This is a genomic window from Qipengyuania intermedia (genome assembly GCF_019711615.1).
GTDB classification, from domain to species: domain Bacteria; phylum Pseudomonadota; class Alphaproteobacteria; order Sphingomonadales; family Sphingomonadaceae; genus Qipengyuania; species Qipengyuania intermedia.
Genome location: NZ_JAIGNS010000002.1, coordinates 457,337 through 478,406, shown reverse-complemented (window position 1 = coordinate 478,406; position 21,070 = coordinate 457,337). Strand labels below are relative to the sequence as shown.

Below are 21,070 nucleotides of genomic sequence, written 5' to 3'. Positions count from 1 at the left end.
AGTCAGACAACGGGGAAACCATGAACCAGGACGATTCCAGCCACGGCGGCAAATGGGCCACCTTCTTCGCCATGATCGCGACTTCGATCGTGACGATGTTCGTGCTGAAATATTCCAACATCTACGAGGCGGATCACGCCTTCTTCAGCCAGACCCGGATGTGGATGGCATTGATGATGGGCATGGCGATGATCGTCATCATGCTCGGTTTCATGTGGGGCATGTACAAGACCGTCATGACCAAGGTGCTGGTGATGATCGGCGCAATCGCGGGCTTCTTCCTCTTCCTGTTCCTCGCGCGCAGCCAGGCGACGGTGGAGGACGAGGCCTGGATGAAAGCGATGATCCCGCACCACTCCATCGCCGTTCTCACCAGCCGCCGCGCCGAGATAAGCGATCCGCGTGTGCGCGACCTGGCCGACGCAATCATCGAGGCACAGGTGAAGGAAATCGCGGAGATGAAGCTCCTGCTCGCCGATATCGAAGCGAACGGGGAAATGGGTGATGGCACTCCCCTGCCCCCGCGCACAGCAAAGCTGACGCCGGAGCTGCTGGACGAAGCCGAAAAAGTGGTCGAGCGCGAGATCACGCCCGAAATCCGCGAGGAAGTCGAAGTCGCGCGCTAGCTGCCGCTGGCCGGATAGCTCGACCAGACGACCCGCTTGTCCGGGCCAAAAGCTATGACCTGGTAGGCCTGCCGCCGTTCGCCCATTTCCATACCGGGCGAACCGAGCGGCATGCCGGCAACAGCAAGGCCCGTGATCCCATCCGGGCGTTCTTCGAGCAGACGCTCGATATCCGCGGCCGGAACATGACCTTCGATCACCATGCCGTCGACAATGGCGGTGTGGCAGGACACCAGATCGGCAGGCACGCCATTGGCCGACTTGATCGCGGCGATATTCTCGCTCTCGATGGTTTTGGCAGCCACCGCATCGCCATCTGCGGAGAAATGCTCATGCGCGTGCTTGAGCCACGAGAGGCAACATCCGCAATTCGGATCGCGGTACATTGCGATGTCAGTCGCCTGCACCGCACCGGCACAGCCGACAAGCGCGAGCCCCAGTGCAATGCGAAGGGGCGAACGAGATATGGTGGTAATTTTCATCGAACTTTCTCCGTATCAAATCTAGGCAAGATGGTTCGCCCCGTGGGCAAGTTCGCCGCCCCAAAAACCCTGAATGACAAAAGCTACGCACATGGCCGCGAGCAAAAGGCGCAGCGCTCCGCGCGTCGACCGTCCGGCAAGGAATACCGCCAGGATCCCGGCTATCGCAAGCGCAGTACCGGTCCAGCGATGCCACTGCATCATGGTATCACCGCCGAACCACAGGCCCGTGTGTATCCATCCGAGGACTGTCGCGACGATAGCTCCAATCGCTCCCGCCTTTATTAGCACGTTTACGGTATCGCGCATGGCAGACGCGCGCTTCCCGATCGATGTGAATTCGAGCGCTCCGGCGAGAAGGAAGAAAGCGATCGGGAAATGAACGGAAGCAGGGTGCAACGCGCGAAAGAATGCGCCGGTCGGTTCACCCAGAGTGATAGTTGGGCGGGAGGGCTTGGCGCCAGTGTCCGCGCCGACCTCGCCCAAGGCGGGGCTATTTACATCCGATAGCCCGGCGTCTTCGACTGCGTTCTGCTCCTGCGCTTCGGCAATTGCACGGCCCTCGTGTCCCTTAGGGCCATGCGCGATGGCAGACACCGACAGCATGCTGCACGCAGCAGCCAACACCAAAAGGACGGGTAGCAGACGATGGAGTGCCATCATTTGCGGTTCTGCAGCAACTCGACCAGTTCCTCGAATTTCTGGCGCTGGTCTTCGGCGTCTCCGCTCGATATCGCTTCGGCCACGCAGCAGGCGGCGTGATCCTTGAGCACCTGCGTTTCGACCTTGGCCAGCGCGGACTTGATCGCCTGGATCTGGGTGAGAATATCGATGCAGTAGCGATCGTCCTCGATCATCTGTGCAACGCCGCGCACCTGACCCGCAATCCGGTTGAGTCGATTGATTTTCGCGGTCGAACTGTCGGCCATAATTCCGATCCCGTTGAAATACCCTGCGGGGGTATATATGTGCAGGTCACCACTGGATCAACAGAGCCGGACAATCTCCTACGCTATGCAGTTCGATCGCCGCCGTTTCATCACCAGCACAGCAGGCCTCGCCGCGGCCACTTCGCTCTCGATGCCCGCCTGGGCCAAGGGAGGTTCGCTGACCCATGCGAAGCGCGGTTTCGGAGAAGTATCGGGCGAGGATATCCGCCTCGCCATCGGCAATCATCACTTCATGACCGGCGGCCGGTCCGGCCACGCGGTTGCCGTCAACGGGACCGTTCCCGGGCCATTGGTGCGCCTGCGCGAAGGGCAGAACGTCAAGCTCCACGTCACCAATCACCTGGAAGAAGACAGCTCGATCCACTGGCACGGCCTCCTCGTCCCGTTCCAGTTCGACGGAGTTCCGGGCGTCAGCTTTCCCGGTATCAAGCCGGGCGAAACCTTCACTTATGAATTCCCGATCCGGCAGAGCGGCACCTATTGGTGGCACAGTCATTCGGGCCTGCAGGAGCAGGCGGGGCACTACGGACCGATCGTCGTCGAGAGCGCCGAACCCGATCCGCGCTACGACCGCGATTACGTCGTCCTGCTGAGCGAGTTCACGCCGATTCACCCGCACGAGATCATGCGCAAGCTCAAGGTCGGCGAACACTATTTCAACCGCCAGATGCAGACCGCCACCGACGGCGACATGTCCGGGGAAATGCGCCGCATGTGGGGCGAAATGCGGATGAACCCACGCGACATTTCCGACGTGACCGGCACGACCTACACCTATCTCATCAACGGGCACGGTCCGGCCGACGATCTCCAGCTGGAATTCCAGCCGGGAGAGCGTGTGCGCCTGCGCGTCATCAACGGGTCGGCCATGACCTTCTTCAACGTCCGCATTCCCGGCGTGCCGATGACCGTAATCCAGGCCGACGGGCAGGACGTCGCCGATGTCGAGGTGGATGAATTCCAGATCGGTGTCGCGGAAACCTACGACGTGATCGTTACGCCGCCAGCCGGCAGCCATGCAGTCGTTGCAGAGGCGATGGACCGCAGCGGCATGGGCGTTGCCAGCCTCACCTCGCACAAGGGACATATCGCCACCCCGCCCGCGCTGCGGGAGCCGGTGACGCTGTCGATGATGGACATGGGCATGATGGACCATTCCGCTCATGGCGGCGGCGGTTCGATGGATCACTCCATGCGCGACAAGGACGCGGTGCCGGACGATGTGAAGGTCGGCCCCGGCGTCGACATGATCGCGCCCATGCCGATGGACCGGATGGACTTCCCCGGGCTCGGCCTCGACACGGTGAAGCACCGCGTGCTGCGCTACACCGACCTCAAGGCCAAGCGGATGAACCCGCACCGGACCGTCGACCGCGAGATGCAGATCCATCTCACCGGGAACATGGAACGCTATATGTGGAGCTTCGACGGCAAGAAATTCACTTCCGTCACCGACGACCCGATCCGTTTCGGTTTCGACGAGCGGGTGCGCGTCAAGCTCGTCAACGACACGATGATGGCCCACCCGATCCATTTGCACGGCCATTTCTTCGAGCTCGTGAACGGGGCCGATCACATGCACCAGCCGCTGAAGCACACTGTCGTGGTCCAGCCGGGCGGGACTGCCACTTTCGACCTGACCGCAAACGAGCCGGGCGACTGGGCCTTCCACTGCCACCTCCTCTACCACATGCATGCAGGCATGATGCAGGTGGTGACGGTGCGTCCCTTCCCCACACCGGGAGAAGCATGATGCGTAGCCTCGCCCTCCCCCTCGCGCTGCTTTCCGCGCCACTCGCCGCGCAGGATCATTCGGGTCATTCTCAGCCTGCACCGCAAGAGCCCGATCACTGCGCGATGGGGCACCTGCCGCCGGAAAAGTGCCCACCGAAGAGCGGAACAGAACCGGCCGCCGATATGGATCACTCGGCGATGGACCATTCCAAGATGGACCATTCGACCATGGATCATTCGGCGATGAGCCAGCCATCGGTCGACCATTCCGCCCATGGCGCGATGACCGACAAGTCCGCCCCCGGCGCCGCTCCCGAAAGTGCCGTCCCGCCCCGCGCATTGGAAGGCCCGCGTCATGCGGCCGACCTCATCTGGGGCGAGAGCGCCATGGCGCCCAGCCGCACGCAACTGGCCCACGAAAATGGTGGTATGAAGACCGGCATGATCATGCTGGAACGGCTCGAGGCCCGCGTACCAACAGATGGCGGCGACACCGGCTATGTCTGGGATGCGCAGGGCTGGTACGGCGGCGATCTCAACCGCTTCGTTTTCAAGACCGAGGGTGAAGGCGAGTTCGGGGCAGAACTGGAGGATGCAGAAATCCAGGCGCTCTACAGCCGTGCGATCGGGCCGTTTTTCGACCTTCAGGCGGGTGTTCGATACGATATCGAGCCCGACAGCCGCGCCCACGCCGTGATCGGCATTCAGGGTCTCGCGCCCTACATGTTCCATGTCGACGGCGCATTATTCCTTTCCGACCAGGGCGACCTGACGGCGCGCATCGAGGGCGAATACGACCAAAAGATTACGCAGCGCCTGATCCTGCAGCCGCGCGTGGAACTGGAACTGTCCGCACAGGACATCCCTGAGCGCGAGATCGGCGCAGGCCTTACCAAGGTCGAGCCGGGCCTGCGCCTGCGTTACGAATTCACGCCCGAATTCGCGCCCTATGTCGGCGTCGAATACGAAGCCAAGCTGGGCGAAACGGCCGACATAGTAAAGGCCGCCGGGGAGGACCCCGACGGCCTCAAACTGTTGGTCGGCCTGAGGGCCTGGTTCTGACCGCTTAGCGTGGTGCCATGCGGATCGCGCCGTCGAGTCGGACGTCTTCGCCGTTGAAATAGCCGGTCTCGATCATGCACATGGCGAGCTTGGCGTATTCTTCCGGATTGCCGAGGCGCTTGGGGAACGGGACGCTGGCAGCCAGCGCTTCCTTCACCTGCGGCGGGGCGGCATTCATCAGCGGAGTGTTGAAGATACCCGGCAGGATGGTGTTCACGCGGATGCCTTCGCGCATCAGGTCGCGCGCGATGGGAAGCGTCATGCCGACCACGCCGCCCTTCGAGGCCGAGTAGGCAGCCTGGCCCATCTGGCCGTCTTCGGCAGCAACTGATGCGGTGTTGACGATCGCGCCGCGATCGCCCTCGTCCGTCAGCGGGTCGAGGGTCATCATGCCGGCGGCCGACTTGGCGATGCAGCGGAAGGTGCCGATCAGGTTCACCTGGATCACGAAATCGAAGGCCGAGATCGGGAAGTGCTTGATCTCGCCGGTCTGCTTGTCGCGGCTGGCGGTCTTGATGGCGTTGCCGATACCGGCGCAGTTCACGAGGATGCGTTCCTGGCCGTGGGCCTCGCGCGCCTTGGCGAAGCCAGCGTCGACGTCTTCGTCGCTGGTCACATTGACCTTGCAGAACACGCCGCCGATGTCCTTGGCGACCGCTTCACCCTTTTCTTCGTTCATGTCGAAGATGGCGACCTTGGCACCCTTGGCGGCGAGCGCACGCGCGGTGGCTTCTCCGAGGCCTGATGCACCGCCGGTCACGACTGCGGGGGTATTTGCTGAAACTTCCATGAAAAATCCTCTCAATTCAGATAATTAAAGCGCCTCGACGCCGATAAGCGCGAATGCGCTTACAGCGATTCAACGATAGTGACGTTGGCGACGCCGCCGCCTTCGCACATCGTCTGCAGGCCGTATTTCTTGCCGCGCGCCTTTAGCGCATGGACCAGTGTGGCCATCAGCTTGGTCCCCGATGCACCGAGCGGGTGGCCAAGTGCAATAGCCCCGCCGTTGACGTTGAGTTTTTCCGGGTCGGCACCGGTGTGCTTGAGCCATGCCAGCGGCACGGGCGCGAAGGCTTCGTTCACTTCGAACAGGTCGATGTCGGAGATCTTCATGCCCGCCCGTTCCAGAGCGCGGTCGGTGGCGAACAGCGGCTCTTCCAGCATGATCACCGGATCGCCTGCCGTCACGGTCAGGTTGTGGATGCGCGCCAGCGGGGTAAGGCCGTATTCCTTAAGTGCCTTTTCGCTGACCACCAGCACTGCGCTGGAGCCGTCGCAGATCTGGCTGCTGGAGGCAGCGGTAATGGTGCCTTCGGGGCTGAGCAGCTTGACCGACTGGATGCTTTCGAGCGTGGCGTCGAAGCGGATGCCCTCGTCCACCGTGTGCATTTCCGTGCCTTCGGGTGTCTCGATTTCGACCGGCACGATCTCGGCCTCGAAAGCGCCCGAACGCGTGGCTTCGATTGCCTTTTCGTGGCTCGACAGGGCGAAGCGGTCGAGATCGTCCTTGGTGAAGCCGTGCTTCTTCACGATCATTTCCGCACCCATGAACTGCGACCACTGGATGCCCGGATATTTCTCTTCGAGACCCGGCGATTTGTAGTTACCGAGGCCCTCCTTCATGTGGAACATCGCGGTCGAACCCATCGGCACGCGGGTCATGCTTTCGACGCCGCTCGCGATGACCACGTCCTGCGTCCCGCTCATCACGGCCTGCGCGGCGAACTGGATCGCCTGCTGCGAAGACCCGCACTGGCGGTCGATGGTGACGGCGGGCACGCCTTCGCCGAGGTGCTTGGATGCAAGCACGGCGTTGCGCCCGACCTGCATCGCCTGTTCGCCGCCCTGGCTCACGCAGCCCATGACGACATCGTCGATCGCCTTGGCCTCGAGGCCCGAGCGTTCCATCACGGCATCGAGCGACTTTGCAGCCAGATCGACGGGGTGGACACCGGCAAGCCGGCCCCCGCGCCTCCCGCCTGCAGTGCGAACGGCTTCAACGATATAGGCGGCGGGCATAGTCATCTCCGGATTCGAGTTGCTGTTTGCTACTGGCTACGTTCCGTTGACGTAAAGGTCAATCGGGAAAGGGTGGCCCGTCAATCCCCCCTCCGGCCAGAAATTGTCGCATTTCCGCCATTTTCAGGTTGTGTCCATTTCGCCACACACCATTCGCGAACGCGCCGGTTCGAGATAAACATTTTGCAATTTGAAGACACATTTGAGCACATGCGGCATCCGCAAATCCAGGCGCCTCCCCGGCGTCTGCCGCGGTATAAATTAGAGGGGTTTCTCACCGGGTCTCTTCCGGTGAGAGCAAGAAATAAGGATTGAAGCATTATGAGAATGCAAAGCAAGCTTAAGCTGGCAACGGCGCCTCTGGCGCTCGGTGTCGCGCTTTTTGCGCAGCCTGCACTTGCCCAGAATAGCGATGACAACACCGCTACTACCGTCGAAGACGAAGTACCGGCCATCATCGTCACGGGTTCGAGGATTCAGACCGCGGTCGAGACCACCGCGCCGGTTATCACCATCGGTGACGAACTGATCGAATCGCAGGGTTTCATCAACGTCCAGGAAGCTCTCCTGCAGAACCCGGTCTTCGGTTCGCCCGCGATCTCGCGTACGAACTCGTCGTTCAGCACCTCGGCTTCGGGTATTGCGACGATCGATCTTCGCAACCTCGGTACCGCGCGTACGCTGACCCTGATCAACGGCCGCCGCGTCGTTTCGGGTGTTGACGGCACGTCCGCAGTCGACCTTAACATGATCCCGACCGCTCTTGTCGAGCGCGTCGAAGTCCTGACCTCGGGCGGCGCGTCCGCAATTTACGGTTCGGACGCTGTTGCAGGCGTCGTGAACTTCGTCCTCAAGGACGACTTCGAAGGTGCAGAACTCGAAGGCCAGGTCGGCATCAACGAAACCGGCGCTGGCGACAACTACACCGTCAACGCAACGATCGGCGGCAACTTTGCCGACGGCCGCGGTAACGCAGTCCTTTACGGCGGTTACTCGAACGAAGGCGCCGTCTTTAAGGGCGACACCAAAACCGAACAGGGCAGCGCTGCTCTCGACAGCATCTCCGACATCTTCTTCGGTGGTGCATACTCGGACCGCGTCGCACCCTTCTTCTCGAGCTTCCCGCCCCAGGGCCGTTACTCGACCGACAACTTCACCTGGACCTATGGCAACAACGGCGCAGGCGATCTTCGCAACTGCTTCAGCACCAACGGCGGCACTGCCCCGGCATCGTGCTCGGTAGCAGGTCAGTCGATCGGCCCCGACGGCTTCAACCGTAGCGCTTTCCGTTACCTGGCTGTTCCGATCGAGCGTTTCGTCGTTGCCGGTTCCGCAACCTACGACGTTTCGTCGTCGCTCGAACTGTTCGGCGAAGTCCAGTTCACCAGCACGTCGGCCAACTCCAACATCGAACCCTTCCCGTTCGATACGGCGTCTCCGGTTTTCGCATCGGGCCAGTACCCGATCGAAACGCTTGACCCGACCACCGGCGACATCATCCGCAACCCCTTCGTTCCCGATGGCATCTACGACGACGCTTCGGACACGGATGGCGACGGCCTGCGCGATATCTACTTCGCAAAGCGCCTGACCGACTTCGGTCCGCGTCGCAGCTCGGCAACCCGCCAGACGTTCCGCGTCGTCGGTGGTGCACGCGGCGATGTGACCGACACCGTGAACTATGAAATCTTCGCGAACTACGGTTCGACGCAGATCGCACAGCTCGGCGACGGTCAGATCAACATCCCGAACCTTCGCGAAGCTGCGAAGATCATTCCCGATGGCGCCGGCGGCTTCCAGTGTGCGAACCCCGATGCGGTTTCGGACGGCTGTGTGCCGGCTGACTGGTTCGGCCTGAACTCGCTGTCGCCTGAAGCTGTGGCTTACCTGGCCGCTCCTTCGTCGTTCAATGCCGACATCACCCAGCTGCAGGTTGGTGCCAACCTTGGTGCCGAACTGTTCACGATCTCGGGCATCAACCCGGTTTCGACCGTGGTCGGCGTCGAGTATCGTAAGGAAACTTCGGACAGCCGCTGGGATGCTCTTCAGCAGCTCGGCCTGAACGGCGGTAACGCACTTCCCCCGACTTCGGGTGAATTCGACGTTCGCGAAGCTTACGCCGAAGTTCTGGTACCGCTGATCGAAGACGGCTTCATCGACACGTTCCTGGTTCGCGGTGCAGTCCGCGTTTCGGACTACTCGACTGTCGGCAACACGCTCAGCTGGAACGCGGGTGCGGAAATTACTCCGATCCCGGCAATCACGTTCCGCGGTATGTACTCGCAGACCGTCCGTGCCCCGAACATCTCGGAGCTCTTCGACGGCCTCAACCAGACCTTCCCGACGGTCAACGATCCGTGTGAAGGCGTCACCGCTACCGACACCAGTGCACTTGCACAGAACTGCCGTGCAGCCGACGGTGTGAACGCGAACATCGCAGCCAATGGCGGCGTGTTCACCGTTTCGCAGCCTGACCGCCAGGGCGTTTCGGGCTTCACCGGTGGTAACCCGAACCTGTCGGAAGAAAAGGGTAAGACCTGGACTCTCGGCGTCGTTCTCGATCCGGGCGCTCTCGTTCCGGCTCTGGACGCGTTCAGCCTGAAGGTTGACTACTACAACGTGGAAATCGAAGACGCGATCGTCTCGACCCCGCGCCAGTACATCATCAACCAGTGCTACATTCAGGGTAACCCTGAGTTCTGCCAGTTCATCACCCGTCGTGCTGCGGCACAGGGCCTGAACAACGCAGGTTCGCTCCAGTTCGTGAACACCGGCCCGTCCAACTCGGGTGGTATCACCGCTGACGGCATCGACGTCGAACTGACGTTCGCGGACACCTTCCGGATGTTCGGAACCGATCTCGATATCGGCATCAACACCATCTACTCGCATGTTTTCGATCAGAAGATTCAGCCGCTCGTGACTGAAGACGACATCGACAACATCGATGGTGAAGTCGGCGCATCGAAGGACCGTTTCACGGTCAACACTTCGGTCGGCACGGATGACTTCCGCTGGACGATGACCGGTGTCTACATCGGCGAAGCGTTCCTCGACGACCAGTTCGTCGGCGTGGAAGAAGGTACGGACGACGAATATCGTCTGCACCCCGAGTTCTACCTCAACACGCAGCTCCGTTTCTTCGCTGCTGAGAACTACGAACTCTACGTGGGTGTGAACAACCTGCTCGACAACAGCCCGATCTACACCGCAAGCATCCCGGGTGCTTCGGTTACCGGCATGGACGCTGAAACCGGCGTCTACGACCCGCTGGGCCGTCGCTACTACGCAGGTGTGAAGCTGAAGTTCTAATCTCGAACTTCAGGCAACTGAATGGAAAGGGGCGCCTCGCGGCGCCCCTTTTTTTGTCCATGGACAAGGGGAACGTGCTGCCTTGTTCCAAGCCGCAACCTCACGCCTGCTTCGTCCGGTACCGGTCTGCCCCGACAGAACCGAGGATGCTGCGGTTGCACCGGAAGGGGCTCGATAGTGCCAACATGACCATGCGGCTTTGACGAGTGTGCAAGGACACCCCCTCACGCTGGCTAGACCGGATTGAAAGCATCTCCGCGTCGTACCGGGGTTGCCGGAAGCGAGGCGTCCACACTCCACGCACCCCTCAGTCCGGCCCCGAGGCTCGACCCCCGCGCGGTGACAACTAACCCACGCGAGGACGGCTTTCCTAAGCCAAGCCCACCGGATAGCGAGCTCTGACGGAAGCCGCCTCGAGCCAGCGAGCTTGAGCGAGGTTTGCGCGTCCCCTCATCTTCCCCGCTCCCTCCAGGATGCCCCCTCTCTCTCGCAGAGGCTAAGGGTGCCATTCGACTTCGCAGCTCAGGCTTTCCCCATGGGTCGGGCCCAACGCCAAAAGCGCAAAGAAAACGGCCGGTACACCGCGAGGTGCACCGGCCGCTTCCGGATCAGAGGCTGAAGATCAGATCAGAGGCCGCCCGGGCCGCAGTCGTTCTTCAGGAAGTCGAACATCTTCGTATAGAACTGCTGCTGGTGCTCGAACATCAGCGTCGTGTAGAAGTGGTCGGCACCCTTGAGGGTCAGGAACTGGGCGTCCTGGATACCGGCCTTCTCGATCGCGTCCTTGTAGTCTTCATAGTGGAAGTAGAGGACACGGGCGTCGACATCGCCGTGGACCATCAGGATCGGGACGTTGACCTTCGAAACTTCCTTGATCGGGTTGATGCCGATCATGCCGCGACGCTGCGCCCAATCGTCGATCGCCTTGGGCGAATAGGGGCTGCGACGCTGCTTGTAGCTCTTCTCCGGATCGGAGACGGCGGCGCCGGCGATCACGCACTGGTAGATATTCGGCGACCGCGAAGCTGCGACGAGCGCCGAGTAACCACCGTAAGACCAGCCCATGAAGGCTACGCGATCGGGATCCACGAGGCCCTTCTCGATAAGATAGAGGGCGCCGTCATCCTTGTCGTCCTGCATGGCGAGGCCGTGTTCGCCATAGCCTGCATCGAAGTGCTTCTGGCCCCAACCGGTCGAGATACGGTTCTGCGGACGCAGCACAGCGTATCCGGCGTTGACCAGCATCTGGTCCCATTCGTCATAGCCGACCACACCGTTGACGTGCGGGCCGCCATTGTGACGGACGATCAGCGGATATGGGCCTTCGCCCTTCGGACGCATGAAATAGGCCGGGATGGTGAGCTTGCCGTCACGCGACGGGTAGCGAATGAATTCGACATCCGCGAGCTGCTCGGGCTGGATCAGCGGGTTGCGGCTGCCCAGCTTGGTCATGGTACCGTTACGAACCAGCCAGTAGGAGCCGGGATCGCGCGGACCGCTGTTCGACACGATCATCGTGCCGCCGTCGGTCGAACGACTCGTGATCCTCACCTGGTGGGCATTGGGAATCTGGGCTTCGAGAGCGTCGTAGAGTGCCTTTTCGCCCTCATCGAACCAGATCGTGCGATATTTGTCCCACGGATAAATCGCACCGACGAGCGTTTCGTCGCCCGGCATGGAGCTGGTGCGAATGCCCATGATGTCGGCCTGGTCCGTGGCAGCGAGTTTCTCGCCGAATTGGCCGGTGTCGAAGTTGAACTCCCACAGGGCAGCCTTGTCTTCGCCGCGGTTGTCGATGACATAACCGATGCTGGGGTTGTTGGGATCGAAACCGGCGAGCCCCATGAAGCCCGAAAGCGTGCGATACAGGTTCTCGTGCTTGTCCTGATCGTAGCGCATCAGTTCCGTCCACGAGCTTTCGCCCGGCTTGCGGTAGTAGGTGATCGCTTCCTTGGTGCCTGCGTCGTAGCCGACGGTCCAACGCGGATTGCCTTCATTGTCGAACTGCGCGGTCGGATACTTCTCGCTGCCCTTCAGGACGAGGCTGCGCGTACCGCGGGCCAGGTTGACCTTGTAGTAGGAGCGCGGACGGAAGGCTTCAAACGGATCGACGCCCGAAGGATCGGGGATGGCCGTCCCGGTTTCGACGATGATGTGATCGGGGTCGTTCGGGAGGCGGTTGGCAATCCCGAAGTTACCGTCGATCTTCTGGAACTTGTTGGTTTGCAGGTCGTAGGCATAGCCCGCGTAGTCGTAGGTGCCCTGTTCCGGACCGTTGACCTTGCTGCGGTTCTGCTGCCACGCCGAGCCGAAGATGTAGCGATCGCTGACCCACGATGCGCTGATGATTTCCATCGGATCCGCATTCAGCACGCGGAACGGCTTGGACATGTCTTCGGTCTTGTAGATCTTGAGGAGGTATTCGCCCTCCTTGCTTTCCACCACGTGGACCAGGACATGCTTGCCGTCGGGCGAAACCTGCACGGCGTTGACGACGTCGCGCAGCGCCCAGACCTCGATCGGAACGGTCGGCATGCCGGTCGTGTTCTGTTGCGACGCAGCCGGGGCGGCGACGATCCCGAGAGATGCGGCTGCACCGGCAGCCAGCAGAGCGGATTTGATGATTTTCATGAAGCGACTCTCACAAGATATTCAAAAAGGGTGACCCTCAATAGCAAAGGGCGGCACCGTGTCCAAAAACACGGAACCGCCCTTTCCTAAACTAACTCAGATGAACCGAATTAGAACTCATAGGTGATCGAGGCGAAGAATTCGCGTCCATCGTAGTCGTAACCGTTACCGATTGCGGTGTTTGCGATCGCGAACACTTCGTTACCGTCCACCAGCGGCGGTGCGGTGTTGAAGATGTTGTCCACGCCCACAAGGATGGTGAACTTCTCTGCACGGTAACGCACCGAGGCGCTGTGCAGGAACTGGCCATCCGCGAAGCCGATGTCGCGGCAGAACACTCCGTCGCCGGCCACGATGCCGTCGGGGATGAATTCGCCGGTGACCGGATCGTTCGAACCCGAACCGTTACCGAGGCAGGTGTTGCCGTCGAAGCCGGTCGGCTGACCGTCCGGACCGCGACCGAATGCATCGCTGAGCGGGTCGATACCGTCAGCCTGCTGTTCCACCGGACCCGTGTAACGCACTGCGTAGGTGACGCGGAACTTGTCGACATCGGCAGTGAAGGTCGAACGGCCGGTCCATTTCGGGAAACCGAATTCGCCTTCGTCGTTGTCGATGCTCGGATCGCCATTGTCACCGATGAACAGGTTGCTGCGTTCGATCAGGTGGTTCGCACGCAGGTTGATGCCGAGATCGACCAGCGTACCGAACAGGCCGACTTCCTTGCCGAAGTTGGCATTGAGGTCGAGACCGCGGACACTTTCCTGGTTCAGGTTGATGAAGCCGGAGTTGATGTCCGAGATCAGCAGGCGCGTGTTTTCTGCATCCGTGTCGTAGGTGAGACGGTCACAGAACGGGCTGCGCGTGCCATCCTGACGGGTGAAGCAGTCGTTGACGATGAACTGCGACGACGGGCTAACGATCGAGTCCTTAACCTTGATGTCGTAGTAGTTGATGCCAAGCGACACATCGAAGCCGTCGCCGAAGGTTTCTTCGAACGCGGCACCGGCCGTGATCGAACGCGAGGTTTCGGGATCGATGTCGAGCGTACCGCCGGTGAACACTTCCGGGCTGGCCAGCTGCGTCGAGTTGGTGCCGAGCGGGCTGATGCCGACGCGGGTCGGGTCACGGCCTTCACGACGGCAGTTCTCGAGCGTGGTCTGCTCGCGCTCGTCGTTCTCGGCATTGTAGCCGCCACCCAGCGAGTCATACGCTTCGGGCGGAACAGCACAGGGATCGACGATGCTGCCGAAGCCGGTACGACCGCCGAGGAAGTTTTCACGCAGGTTCGGCGCACGGAACGACGTACCATAGCTAAACTTCAGGAGCAGCGGATCGATCGGACGCCAGCCGGCCTTGATCGCATAGGTGTAGTTCGTGCCGTAGAACTCGTCATCCGTGATACGGCCCGACAGGTTCAGGTCGAGTTCGCGGACCCATTCCTTGCCTGCCTGCAGCGGGATGTCGATTTCGGCGAACGCTTCCTTGGTCGACTTGTCACCGGTGGTGCCTGCATCCGAAGCGAACTGGATGAACAGACCGTTGGTGGTGACGAAGTCAGCCTGCGAATCGATCTTGTCGTGACGATATTCGAGACCGAACACCGCGCCGACCGGTCCGGCCGGAAGCTCGAACAGGTCGCCCGTTACGAAGGCGCTGACCAGCTTCTGTTCGTAAACCGTGTCGAACAGCTTGGGGCTGAAGACATAGTCGCGTTCCGCCTGCGTCGCGAAGTCGCCGAAGGGGAGACCGTAAACGCTCGGAGCGAAGATGTTGACCGGCACACAGCCCTGGAGAAGGTCGGGTGCTGCAAGCTCCGGATTGGCGAGGCCATCCGCGTTACAGGCACCGCCCGTGAGCGGCGGATTGGAAGCGTTGCCGTTGTAATCGTCGGCAATGCCGTCACCGTCACGATCGGCAATGCCATCTCTGTTGAAGTCAGCAGTCGGGTCGACGCCCAGCGCGAACGCAAGCTTGTCTTCACGAACGCCGAGACGGATCGATTTACCTTCCGAACGCGAGTAGACACCCGCGACTTCAAAGGTCCAGCTCGGCGCGATGAAGGGCAGGTCGCCCTTCAGGCCGATAACGCCGCGGTACTGTTCCTGCGTGACTTCGACGTTGTCGCGGTCGCCACGGATCGAGAAGAACGAACGCGCAGCAAGATCACGACCGGTAGGCAATTCGAAACGGGTGCCGGTGACGCCGAGAAACTCGTTGTCCGCAGCAGCACAGTCGACGCCGTTCGGATTGATGGTGAAGTTACACGGGTTGAAGGCGTTGTCGCGGGGTGCGTACACCGCGATGTTGCCGGCACCGTTGTTGTCCGACGTGATTTCGGCGCGGGTGTAGTTCGCTTCGAAGAACGGCGTGAGGTTCATCTCGCCGGGGAAAGTGTACTCACCGTAAGCCATGACGTTGTAGAGGTCCTGGCCGCTCTGGAAAGTCTGGCCGGGGTTGAGACCCGCTACGTTGTAGTCGGCATAGTCGACGTCGAGGATGCCGTCGTTGTTGTCGTCGCGGAAATCGCCGAACGCGTCGCTGCGGACGCTGAAGTTCGGGATGCCGGTGTTACCGCCCGGTACGCCCACGTTGCCGTTGGCGTCCTGGAAGAACAGGACTGAATCGTAGATGCCGGGCACGATGATCGCGGCGGCGCCGACGAACGACTTACACGGATCCTGGCGCACGCCGATTTCGCCGTCGGTCTGCGAACGAATGATCGCATCGTTACGCACGTTGACCGTACGAATTTCGCCGGAATCGGTGATTTCGTATTCGGTGTCGCAGCCCGCGAAGAAGTCGCGGTCACGCAGACGAATGGTGTCGCGGTGATCGTATTCGGCGCCGAAGCCGATGAAGCCGCGGTCGAAGTTGATGCCGTAGGCTGCGCTGATTGTGTAGTCTTCACCAGCACCCTGCGGGTTGATTTCGCCACGTGCGAAGAGTTCGAGGCCGTCGAAGTCCTTGCGCAGGATAACGTTACCCACACCGGCAACCGCGTCCGAACCGTAGATCGACGAAGCACCGTCGAGCAGCAGGTCGTAACGGTCGATGAGCGAACCCGGCAGCAGGTTGATCGACGGGCTCGAAGGCGCGCCTTCCACACCGGCGGGAGCCAGGCGGCGGCCGTTGAGCAGGAGGAGGGTACGGTCTGCACCGAGGCCGCGCAGGTTCAGCGTCTGCGAACCCGGGCCGTTATCGAGGACGAAGCCCTGGAAGGTGGCGTCGATCTGCTGACCCGATGCGCTTTCCGAGCGCTGCAGGATCTGCGAGGGATCGAACAGACCGGCTTCGTTTTCGACTTCCGAGGTGATGACCTGGAGCGGCGAGATCGAGCTGTAGGTGTCGCGCTTGATACGCGAACCGGTAACGACGATTGCGCCCGGAGCGCTCTGACCGGTGGCACCGGTGTCGGTTACATCGACAACGTCCTGTGCGGTCGGATCATTTGTGGTGACGCCGTCGGGGCCATCCGATTGGATGACGCATTCGCCGGCTACTTCTTCCTGACCTTCGGGGCAGTCTGCGTCCTGCGCATATGCCTGGCTACCCGCAGTAAGCGCGAGCGCCGACGCCGAGAAGGCGAGACCCCGGATTGTTTTCGTGTGAATTTTTCGCATTGATTACTCCAGTCGCGACAACTGGAACTGCGCCCCCATCCGGACGACGAAAAGGACGCACCCCTAGCGGCGTCCGGTTCGCTCGAATTGTCCGGGTGGATGACCCCCAGTCCCAACACACGGGTTTCTGCGGGATTAACGATGCAGTGTCAAAGCACTGGGACGCTTTAGAATCTCTTGTTGCGCAAATCCCACACATTTGGCGATCGGCAGCGAAAGCGTGAAATATTCATTCTCGCAATCGGTTAGCGCACAGAATTTTGTTTCGCCTATCGTCGTCGCAATCGCTGTAGGCGTTTGAACGACAAGCGAATCACCGGCGCCCGGAAACCAAAGAGGCGGGCCATTGCAACCCGCCTCTTTTTATTTGTCAGGTGACCTGCATCTCGAGCGAGCCGTCGCCCTCGTCGATCTTGACGGTCGATCCATCCGGCACCGTGCCCGAGAGGATCATGTCGGCCAGCGGGTCCTGGACATAGCGCTGGACCGCCCGCTTGAGGGGCCGCGCGCCGTAGACCGGATCGTAGCCTACCCGCCCCAGCCACTTCTTGGCGGCTTCGGTGAGGTCGAGCACGATCTTGCGATCCTTCAGCAGCTTCTGCACCCGCGCGACCTGGATATCGACGATCGGTGCCATGTGCTCCTGCGCGAGGCGATGGAACAGGATGATCTCGTCCAGCCGGTTGAGGAACTCGGGACGGAAGTGGCCGCGCACCACGTCCATCACCTGCGGCTCGACATCCTCGACCTTCTGGTCGTCGTCCATATTGGCAAGATACTGGCTGCCGAGGTTGGAGGTGAGGATGATCAGCGTATTGCTGAAATCCACCACCCTGCCTTGCCCGTCGGTCAGCCGCCCGTCGTCGAGCACCTGCAACAGCACGTTGAAGACGTCGGTGTGGGCCTTCTCGACCTCGTCGAACAGCACCACCTGGTAAGGCCTGCGTCGGACGGCCTCGGTCAGCACGCCGCCTTCCTCGTAGCCGACGTAGCCGGGAGGCGCGCCGATCAGGCGAGCGACCGCGTGCTTCTCCATGAATTCGCTCATGTCGATGCGCACCATCGCGCTGTCGTCGTCGAACAGGAAACCGGCGAGCGCCTTGGTCAGCTCGGTCTTGCCGACGCCGGTGGGGCCCAGGAAAAGGAAGCTGCCCAGCGGACGGCCCGGGTCCTGCAGGCCGGCGCGCGCACGGCGCACGGCCTTGGACACGGCATCGATCGCCTGGCTCTGCCCGATCACCCGCTTGCCGAGGATGTTTTCCATGTCGAGCAGCTTCTCGCGCTCGCCTTCCATCATCCGGTCGACCGGAATGCCGGTCCAGCGGCTAACCACGCCGGCGATGTCGTCTTCGGTGACCTCTTCCTTGAGCAGGGCATTGTCGGTGTGGCCGCTCGCCTCCTCGAGCTTCTTCTCGAGCTCGGGAATGCGGCCGTATTGCAGCTCCCCCGCCTTGGCGAGATCGCCCGCGCGCTGCGCCTGTTCCAGTTCCAGCCGCGCCTGGTCGAGCTCTTCCTTGACCCGCGCCTCGGCGTGGATCTTGTCACGCTCGTTCTGCCAGCGGGTGGTGAGTTCCGAGGACTGCTGTTCGAGTTCGGACAGCTCCTTGCGCAGCGCCTCGAGGCGATCCTTGGACGCGCTGTCGGTTTCCTTCTGTAGCGCTTGTTCCTCGATCCGCAGCTGGATGATGCGGCGATCGAGGCCTTCGATTTCCTCGGGCTTGCTCTCCACTTCCATGCGGATGCGCGAGGCGGCCTCGTCCATCAGGTCGATGGCCTTGTCGGGCAGGAAGCGGTTCTGGATGTAGCGGTTCGACAGCTGCGCCGCCGCGACAATGGCACCGTCGGTGATGCGGACGCCGTGGTGCAGCTCGTACTTGTCCTTGATGCCGCGCAGGATCGAGATCGTGTCCTCGACCGTGGGCTCGTCGATATAGACGGGCTGGAAGCGCCGCTGCAGAGCCGGGTCTTTCTCGACATACTTCTGGTATTCGTCGAGCGTGGTGGCACCGATGCAGTGAAGTTCGCCGCGCGACAGGGCGGGCTTGAGGAGGTTGCCTGCATCCATGCTGCCTTCGGACGCGCCCGCGCCGATCAGCGTGTGCATTTCGTCGATGAACAGGATGATCTGGCCTTCCGCGCCCTTCACCTCGTCGAGCACGGCCTTGAGCCGTTCCTCGAACTCGCCGCGATACTTCGCGCCGGCGATCAGCGCGCCCATGTCCAGCGCCATCAGCGTGCGGCCCTTGAGGCTGTCGGGGACGTCGCCATTTGCGATGCGCAGCGCGAGGCCCTCGGCAATCGCGGTCTTGCCGGTGCCGGGTTCGCCGATGAGGGCGGGATTGTTCTTGGTCCGGCGGGCAAGGATCTGGACCGTGCGGCGGATTTCCTCGTCGCGGCCGATTACGGGATCGAGCTTACCGTCGCGCGCCGCCTGCGTGAGGTCGCGCGCGTACTTCTTCATGGCGTCATAGCTCTCTTCCGCACCCGCGCTGTCGGCGGTGCGGCCGCCGGTGACTTCCTGGATCGCCGCTTCGAGCGACTTGGCATCGATCCCCGCCGACTTGAGCGCCTTACCGGCATCGTTGTCCGCGAGCGCGAGTGCCTGCAGCAGGCGCTGCACGGGCACGAAGCTGTCGCCGGCCTTCTCTGCCAGCTGCTCCGCCTGGTCGAGCGCGCGCACGGCGTCGTTGTCGAGGCCGGGCGTCTGCTGTGCTCCGCCGCCGGATACGGCAGGGATCTTGCCCAGAGCCGTATCGACTTCGGTAATCGCAACCCCGGGATTGCCGCCTGCGCGCTGGATCAGCTGCGCAGCCATGCCCTCATTATCTTCGAGCAGGGCTTTCAGGATATGCGCCGACGTGATGCGCTGGTGGTTCATGCGAATGGCGACCGTCTGCGCGCTCTGCAGGAAGCCCTTGGCGCGATCGGTGAATTTCTCGAGATTCATACTGGTCCCTCAAAAAGAATTGCCGCCCGGATATGGTGTTGCCAATTTGCAACACAAGACCTCCCCCGCAAAAATATGCGAGGTGTGTTAGTCGGATATAGGGGTGCCTGCGCGCTTGGCGAGAGGCAAGGCGAAATTTATTCGGCGCTCACGCCTTCGAGGCCCGGCACCATCACCGTGCGGCCGCCGCCGAAATCCTCGCGCACGACGATCAGGCCCTGCCGTTCGAGGTGGTCGAGCAGGCGGCGGATGCGTCCGGGAGAACTGGTGCCGTAGGCGCGCGCCAGTTCGTCCTCGTCGACCTGCGTTTCGCCCGCATGGGCCGCTTTGGCGATCACCAGGAAGGGTCCCAGCAAATCTTCGTCCACCGCGCTTGCGAGGCGCATGATCCGCGCCTGCAAATCCTCACCGAGATCGGCAAGGCCTGCGCCTGCGATAGCAAAGCGGCGGCGGAAGGCGTGCATGTCCGGCATCGGCCCGATCAGCCGTTCGCGGCGGCAACGGGTGAGGAAAGTCTGGTATTGCGCACTGGCCGACTGGAAGGCGATGCCCTCTTCGCCCGCAAGCTCGCCGATCAGTTCCTCGATCCGCTGCGCGACGGCAGAGGTATCGGGCTTCTCCGCCGGCGCTTCGACCTGCCGCTCCTCGGCATGGGCGATGCTGTCCTCGATTTCCTCCAGACGCGGTGCGGGCGGAGGAGCAGGAGGCGGCGGAGCCTTGGCGACATCGCTGGCAAGATCGCGCGTCAACAAGTCGGCCATATCTTCCGGCGCCGTATCGGGAAGCGCCATCAGCCCTTCGCTGCGTGCCTGGTGGCCGGTCTTTACCGGGCCGATCTTGCAGGCGACCGGCAGCCGCGTGATCGCCGGTCCCAGCGCGAGGAAATGTCCGCGCTCCAGTTCGCGGATACGTTCCGCCTGCCGGCGCTCCATGCCTAACAGGTCGGCCGCGCGGACCATGTCGATATCGAGGAAGGTGCGGCCCATCAGGAAGTTCGACGCTTCTGCCGCGACATTCTTTGCCAGCTTGGCCAGTCGCTGCGTGGCGACGATTCCCGCCAGCCCGCGCTTGCGCCCGCGGCACATCAGGTTCGTCATCGCCGACAGGGTCATGCGGCGCGTGTCTTCGGCCATCTCGCCTGCTGCGGCAGGCGCGAACATCTGCGCTTCGTCCACCACGACCAGCGCAGGATACCAATGCTCGCGCGGGGCATCGAACAGTGCGGTCAGGAACTGGGCCGCGCAGCGGATCTGCTGTTCCACCTCCAGCCCGTCCAGGTCGAGCACCACGCTAGCGCGGTGCTCGCGGATGCGGCGAGCCAGCGCTTCTATCTCGGGCGGGGAATAGGCCGCCCCGTCGATGACCACATGGCCGAATTCTTCCGCGAGGCTGGGAAAATCGCCTTCCGGATCGATCACCACCTGCTGCACCATCCCCGCGCTTTCCTCAAGCAGGCGGCGCAGAAGGTGCGACTTGCCACTTCCCGAATTGCCCTGGACGAGCAGGCGGGTCGCGAGAAGCTCCTCGATATCGAACTCGACCGGCTTGCCGGACGTTTCATGGCCGATGGTGATGTTGGCAGTCACACGCACATGGCTAGACAGCCGAATCCCCAAAGCGGAATAGGCCGCGAGAGGTTTTGCCCAGACCGATTGCACCGCTCGTCGCACGACGCTAGGTC

At 61.9% G+C, this 21,070-nt stretch carries 13 protein-coding genes; 4 read left to right on the top strand and 9 right to left on the bottom strand.

Going from position 1 to position 21,070, the window contains the following annotated elements; translation table 11 throughout:
* Positions 1-20 precede the first annotated feature (20 nt).
* Complete coding sequence (locus tag K3179_RS08640; RefSeq protein WP_247712915.1) at positions 21-626, top strand: DUF305 domain-containing protein; 606 nt, start codon at positions 21-23, stop codon at positions 624-626.
* Here the strand turns inward: K3179_RS08640 and K3179_RS08635 are convergent.
* From K3179_RS08635 to K3179_RS08625, 3 genes are read right to left on the bottom strand one after another with little or no spacing between them, the layout of a single operon-like run.
* Positions 623-1,108, bottom strand: coding sequence for a DUF411 domain-containing protein (locus K3179_RS08635; protein ID WP_221564032.1), 486 nt, complete (start codon positions 1,106-1,108; stop codon positions 623-625). The two genes, K3179_RS08640 and K3179_RS08635, sit on opposite strands and share 4 nt — an antisense overlap.
* Before the next feature lie 21 nt (positions 1,109-1,129).
* Entirely contained in the window at positions 1,130-1,771 is a 642-nt protein-coding gene (locus K3179_RS08630; protein WP_221564030.1) for a DUF2231 domain-containing protein, read from the bottom strand.
* On the bottom strand, positions 1,768-2,037 hold the full coding sequence (locus K3179_RS08625; RefSeq protein ID WP_221564028.1) for a metal-sensitive transcriptional regulator: 270 nt from the start codon (positions 2,035-2,037) through the stop codon (positions 1,768-1,770). Before K3179_RS08625 ends, K3179_RS08630 begins: the two co-directional genes overlap by 4 nt.
* An 85-nt stretch (positions 2,038-2,122) precedes the next feature.
* Between K3179_RS08625 and K3179_RS08620 the strand changes: the two genes are divergently transcribed.
* Positions 2,123-3,811, top strand: a complete 1,689-nt coding sequence (locus K3179_RS08620) for a multicopper oxidase domain-containing protein (protein ID WP_221564027.1) — start codon at positions 2,123-2,125, stop codon at positions 3,809-3,811.
* Positions 3,808-4,854 carry a copper resistance protein B gene (locus tag K3179_RS08615; protein WP_221564024.1) on the top strand — a complete coding sequence of 349 codons (1,047 nt, stop codon included), beginning with the start codon at positions 3,808-3,810 and terminating at the stop codon, positions 4,852-4,854. Before K3179_RS08620 ends, K3179_RS08615 begins: the two co-directional genes overlap by 4 nt.
* A gap of 4 nt (positions 4,855-4,858) precedes the next feature.
* Here K3179_RS08615 and K3179_RS08610 read toward each other — a convergent pair whose 3' ends face one another.
* Positions 4,859-5,644 carry an SDR family NAD(P)-dependent oxidoreductase gene (locus K3179_RS08610; protein WP_221564023.1) on the bottom strand — a complete coding sequence of 262 codons (786 nt, stop codon included), beginning with the start codon at positions 5,642-5,644 and terminating at the stop codon, positions 4,859-4,861.
* Positions 5,645-5,703: 59 nt separating this feature from the next.
* Positions 5,704-6,876 carry an acetyl-CoA C-acetyltransferase gene (locus tag K3179_RS08605; RefSeq protein ID WP_221565478.1) on the bottom strand — a complete coding sequence of 391 codons (1,173 nt, stop codon included), beginning with the start codon at positions 6,874-6,876 and terminating at the stop codon, positions 5,704-5,706.
* A gap of 327 nt (positions 6,877-7,203) precedes the next feature.
* Between K3179_RS08605 and K3179_RS08600 the strand changes: the two genes are divergently transcribed.
* On the top strand, positions 7,204-10,188 hold the full coding sequence (locus K3179_RS08600) for a TonB-dependent receptor domain-containing protein (RefSeq protein ID WP_221564021.1): 2,985 nt from the start codon (positions 7,204-7,206) through the stop codon (positions 10,186-10,188).
* Positions 10,189-10,815: 627 nt separating this feature from the next.
* Here K3179_RS08600 and K3179_RS08595 read toward each other — a convergent pair.
* The 4 genes from K3179_RS08595 to K3179_RS08580 all read right to left on the bottom strand — a co-directional run bounded on the left by K3179_RS08595 (position 10,816) and on the right by K3179_RS08580 (position 20,975).
* The gene (locus K3179_RS08595) at positions 10,816-12,819 is read right to left on the bottom strand and encodes an alpha/beta hydrolase family protein (RefSeq protein ID WP_221564019.1); all 2,004 of its coding nucleotides are present in this window, start codon (positions 12,817-12,819) and stop codon (positions 10,816-10,818) included.
* 110 nt (positions 12,820-12,929) lie between these two features.
* Complete coding sequence (locus K3179_RS08590; protein ID WP_221564017.1) at positions 12,930-16,442, bottom strand: TonB-dependent receptor domain-containing protein; 3,513 nt, start codon at positions 16,440-16,442, stop codon at positions 12,930-12,932.
* A 370-nt stretch (positions 16,443-16,812) separates the two neighbouring features.
* Entirely contained in the window at positions 16,813-19,389 is a 2,577-nt protein-coding gene (clpB, locus tag K3179_RS08585) for an ATP-dependent chaperone ClpB (protein ID WP_221564015.1), read from the bottom strand.
* A 137-nt stretch (positions 19,390-19,526) separates the two neighbouring features.
* Positions 19,527-20,975, bottom strand: a complete 1,449-nt coding sequence (locus K3179_RS08580) for an ATP-binding protein (RefSeq protein ID WP_221564013.1) — start codon at positions 20,973-20,975, stop codon at positions 19,527-19,529.
* Between the last annotated feature and the right edge of the window lie 95 nt (positions 20,976-21,070).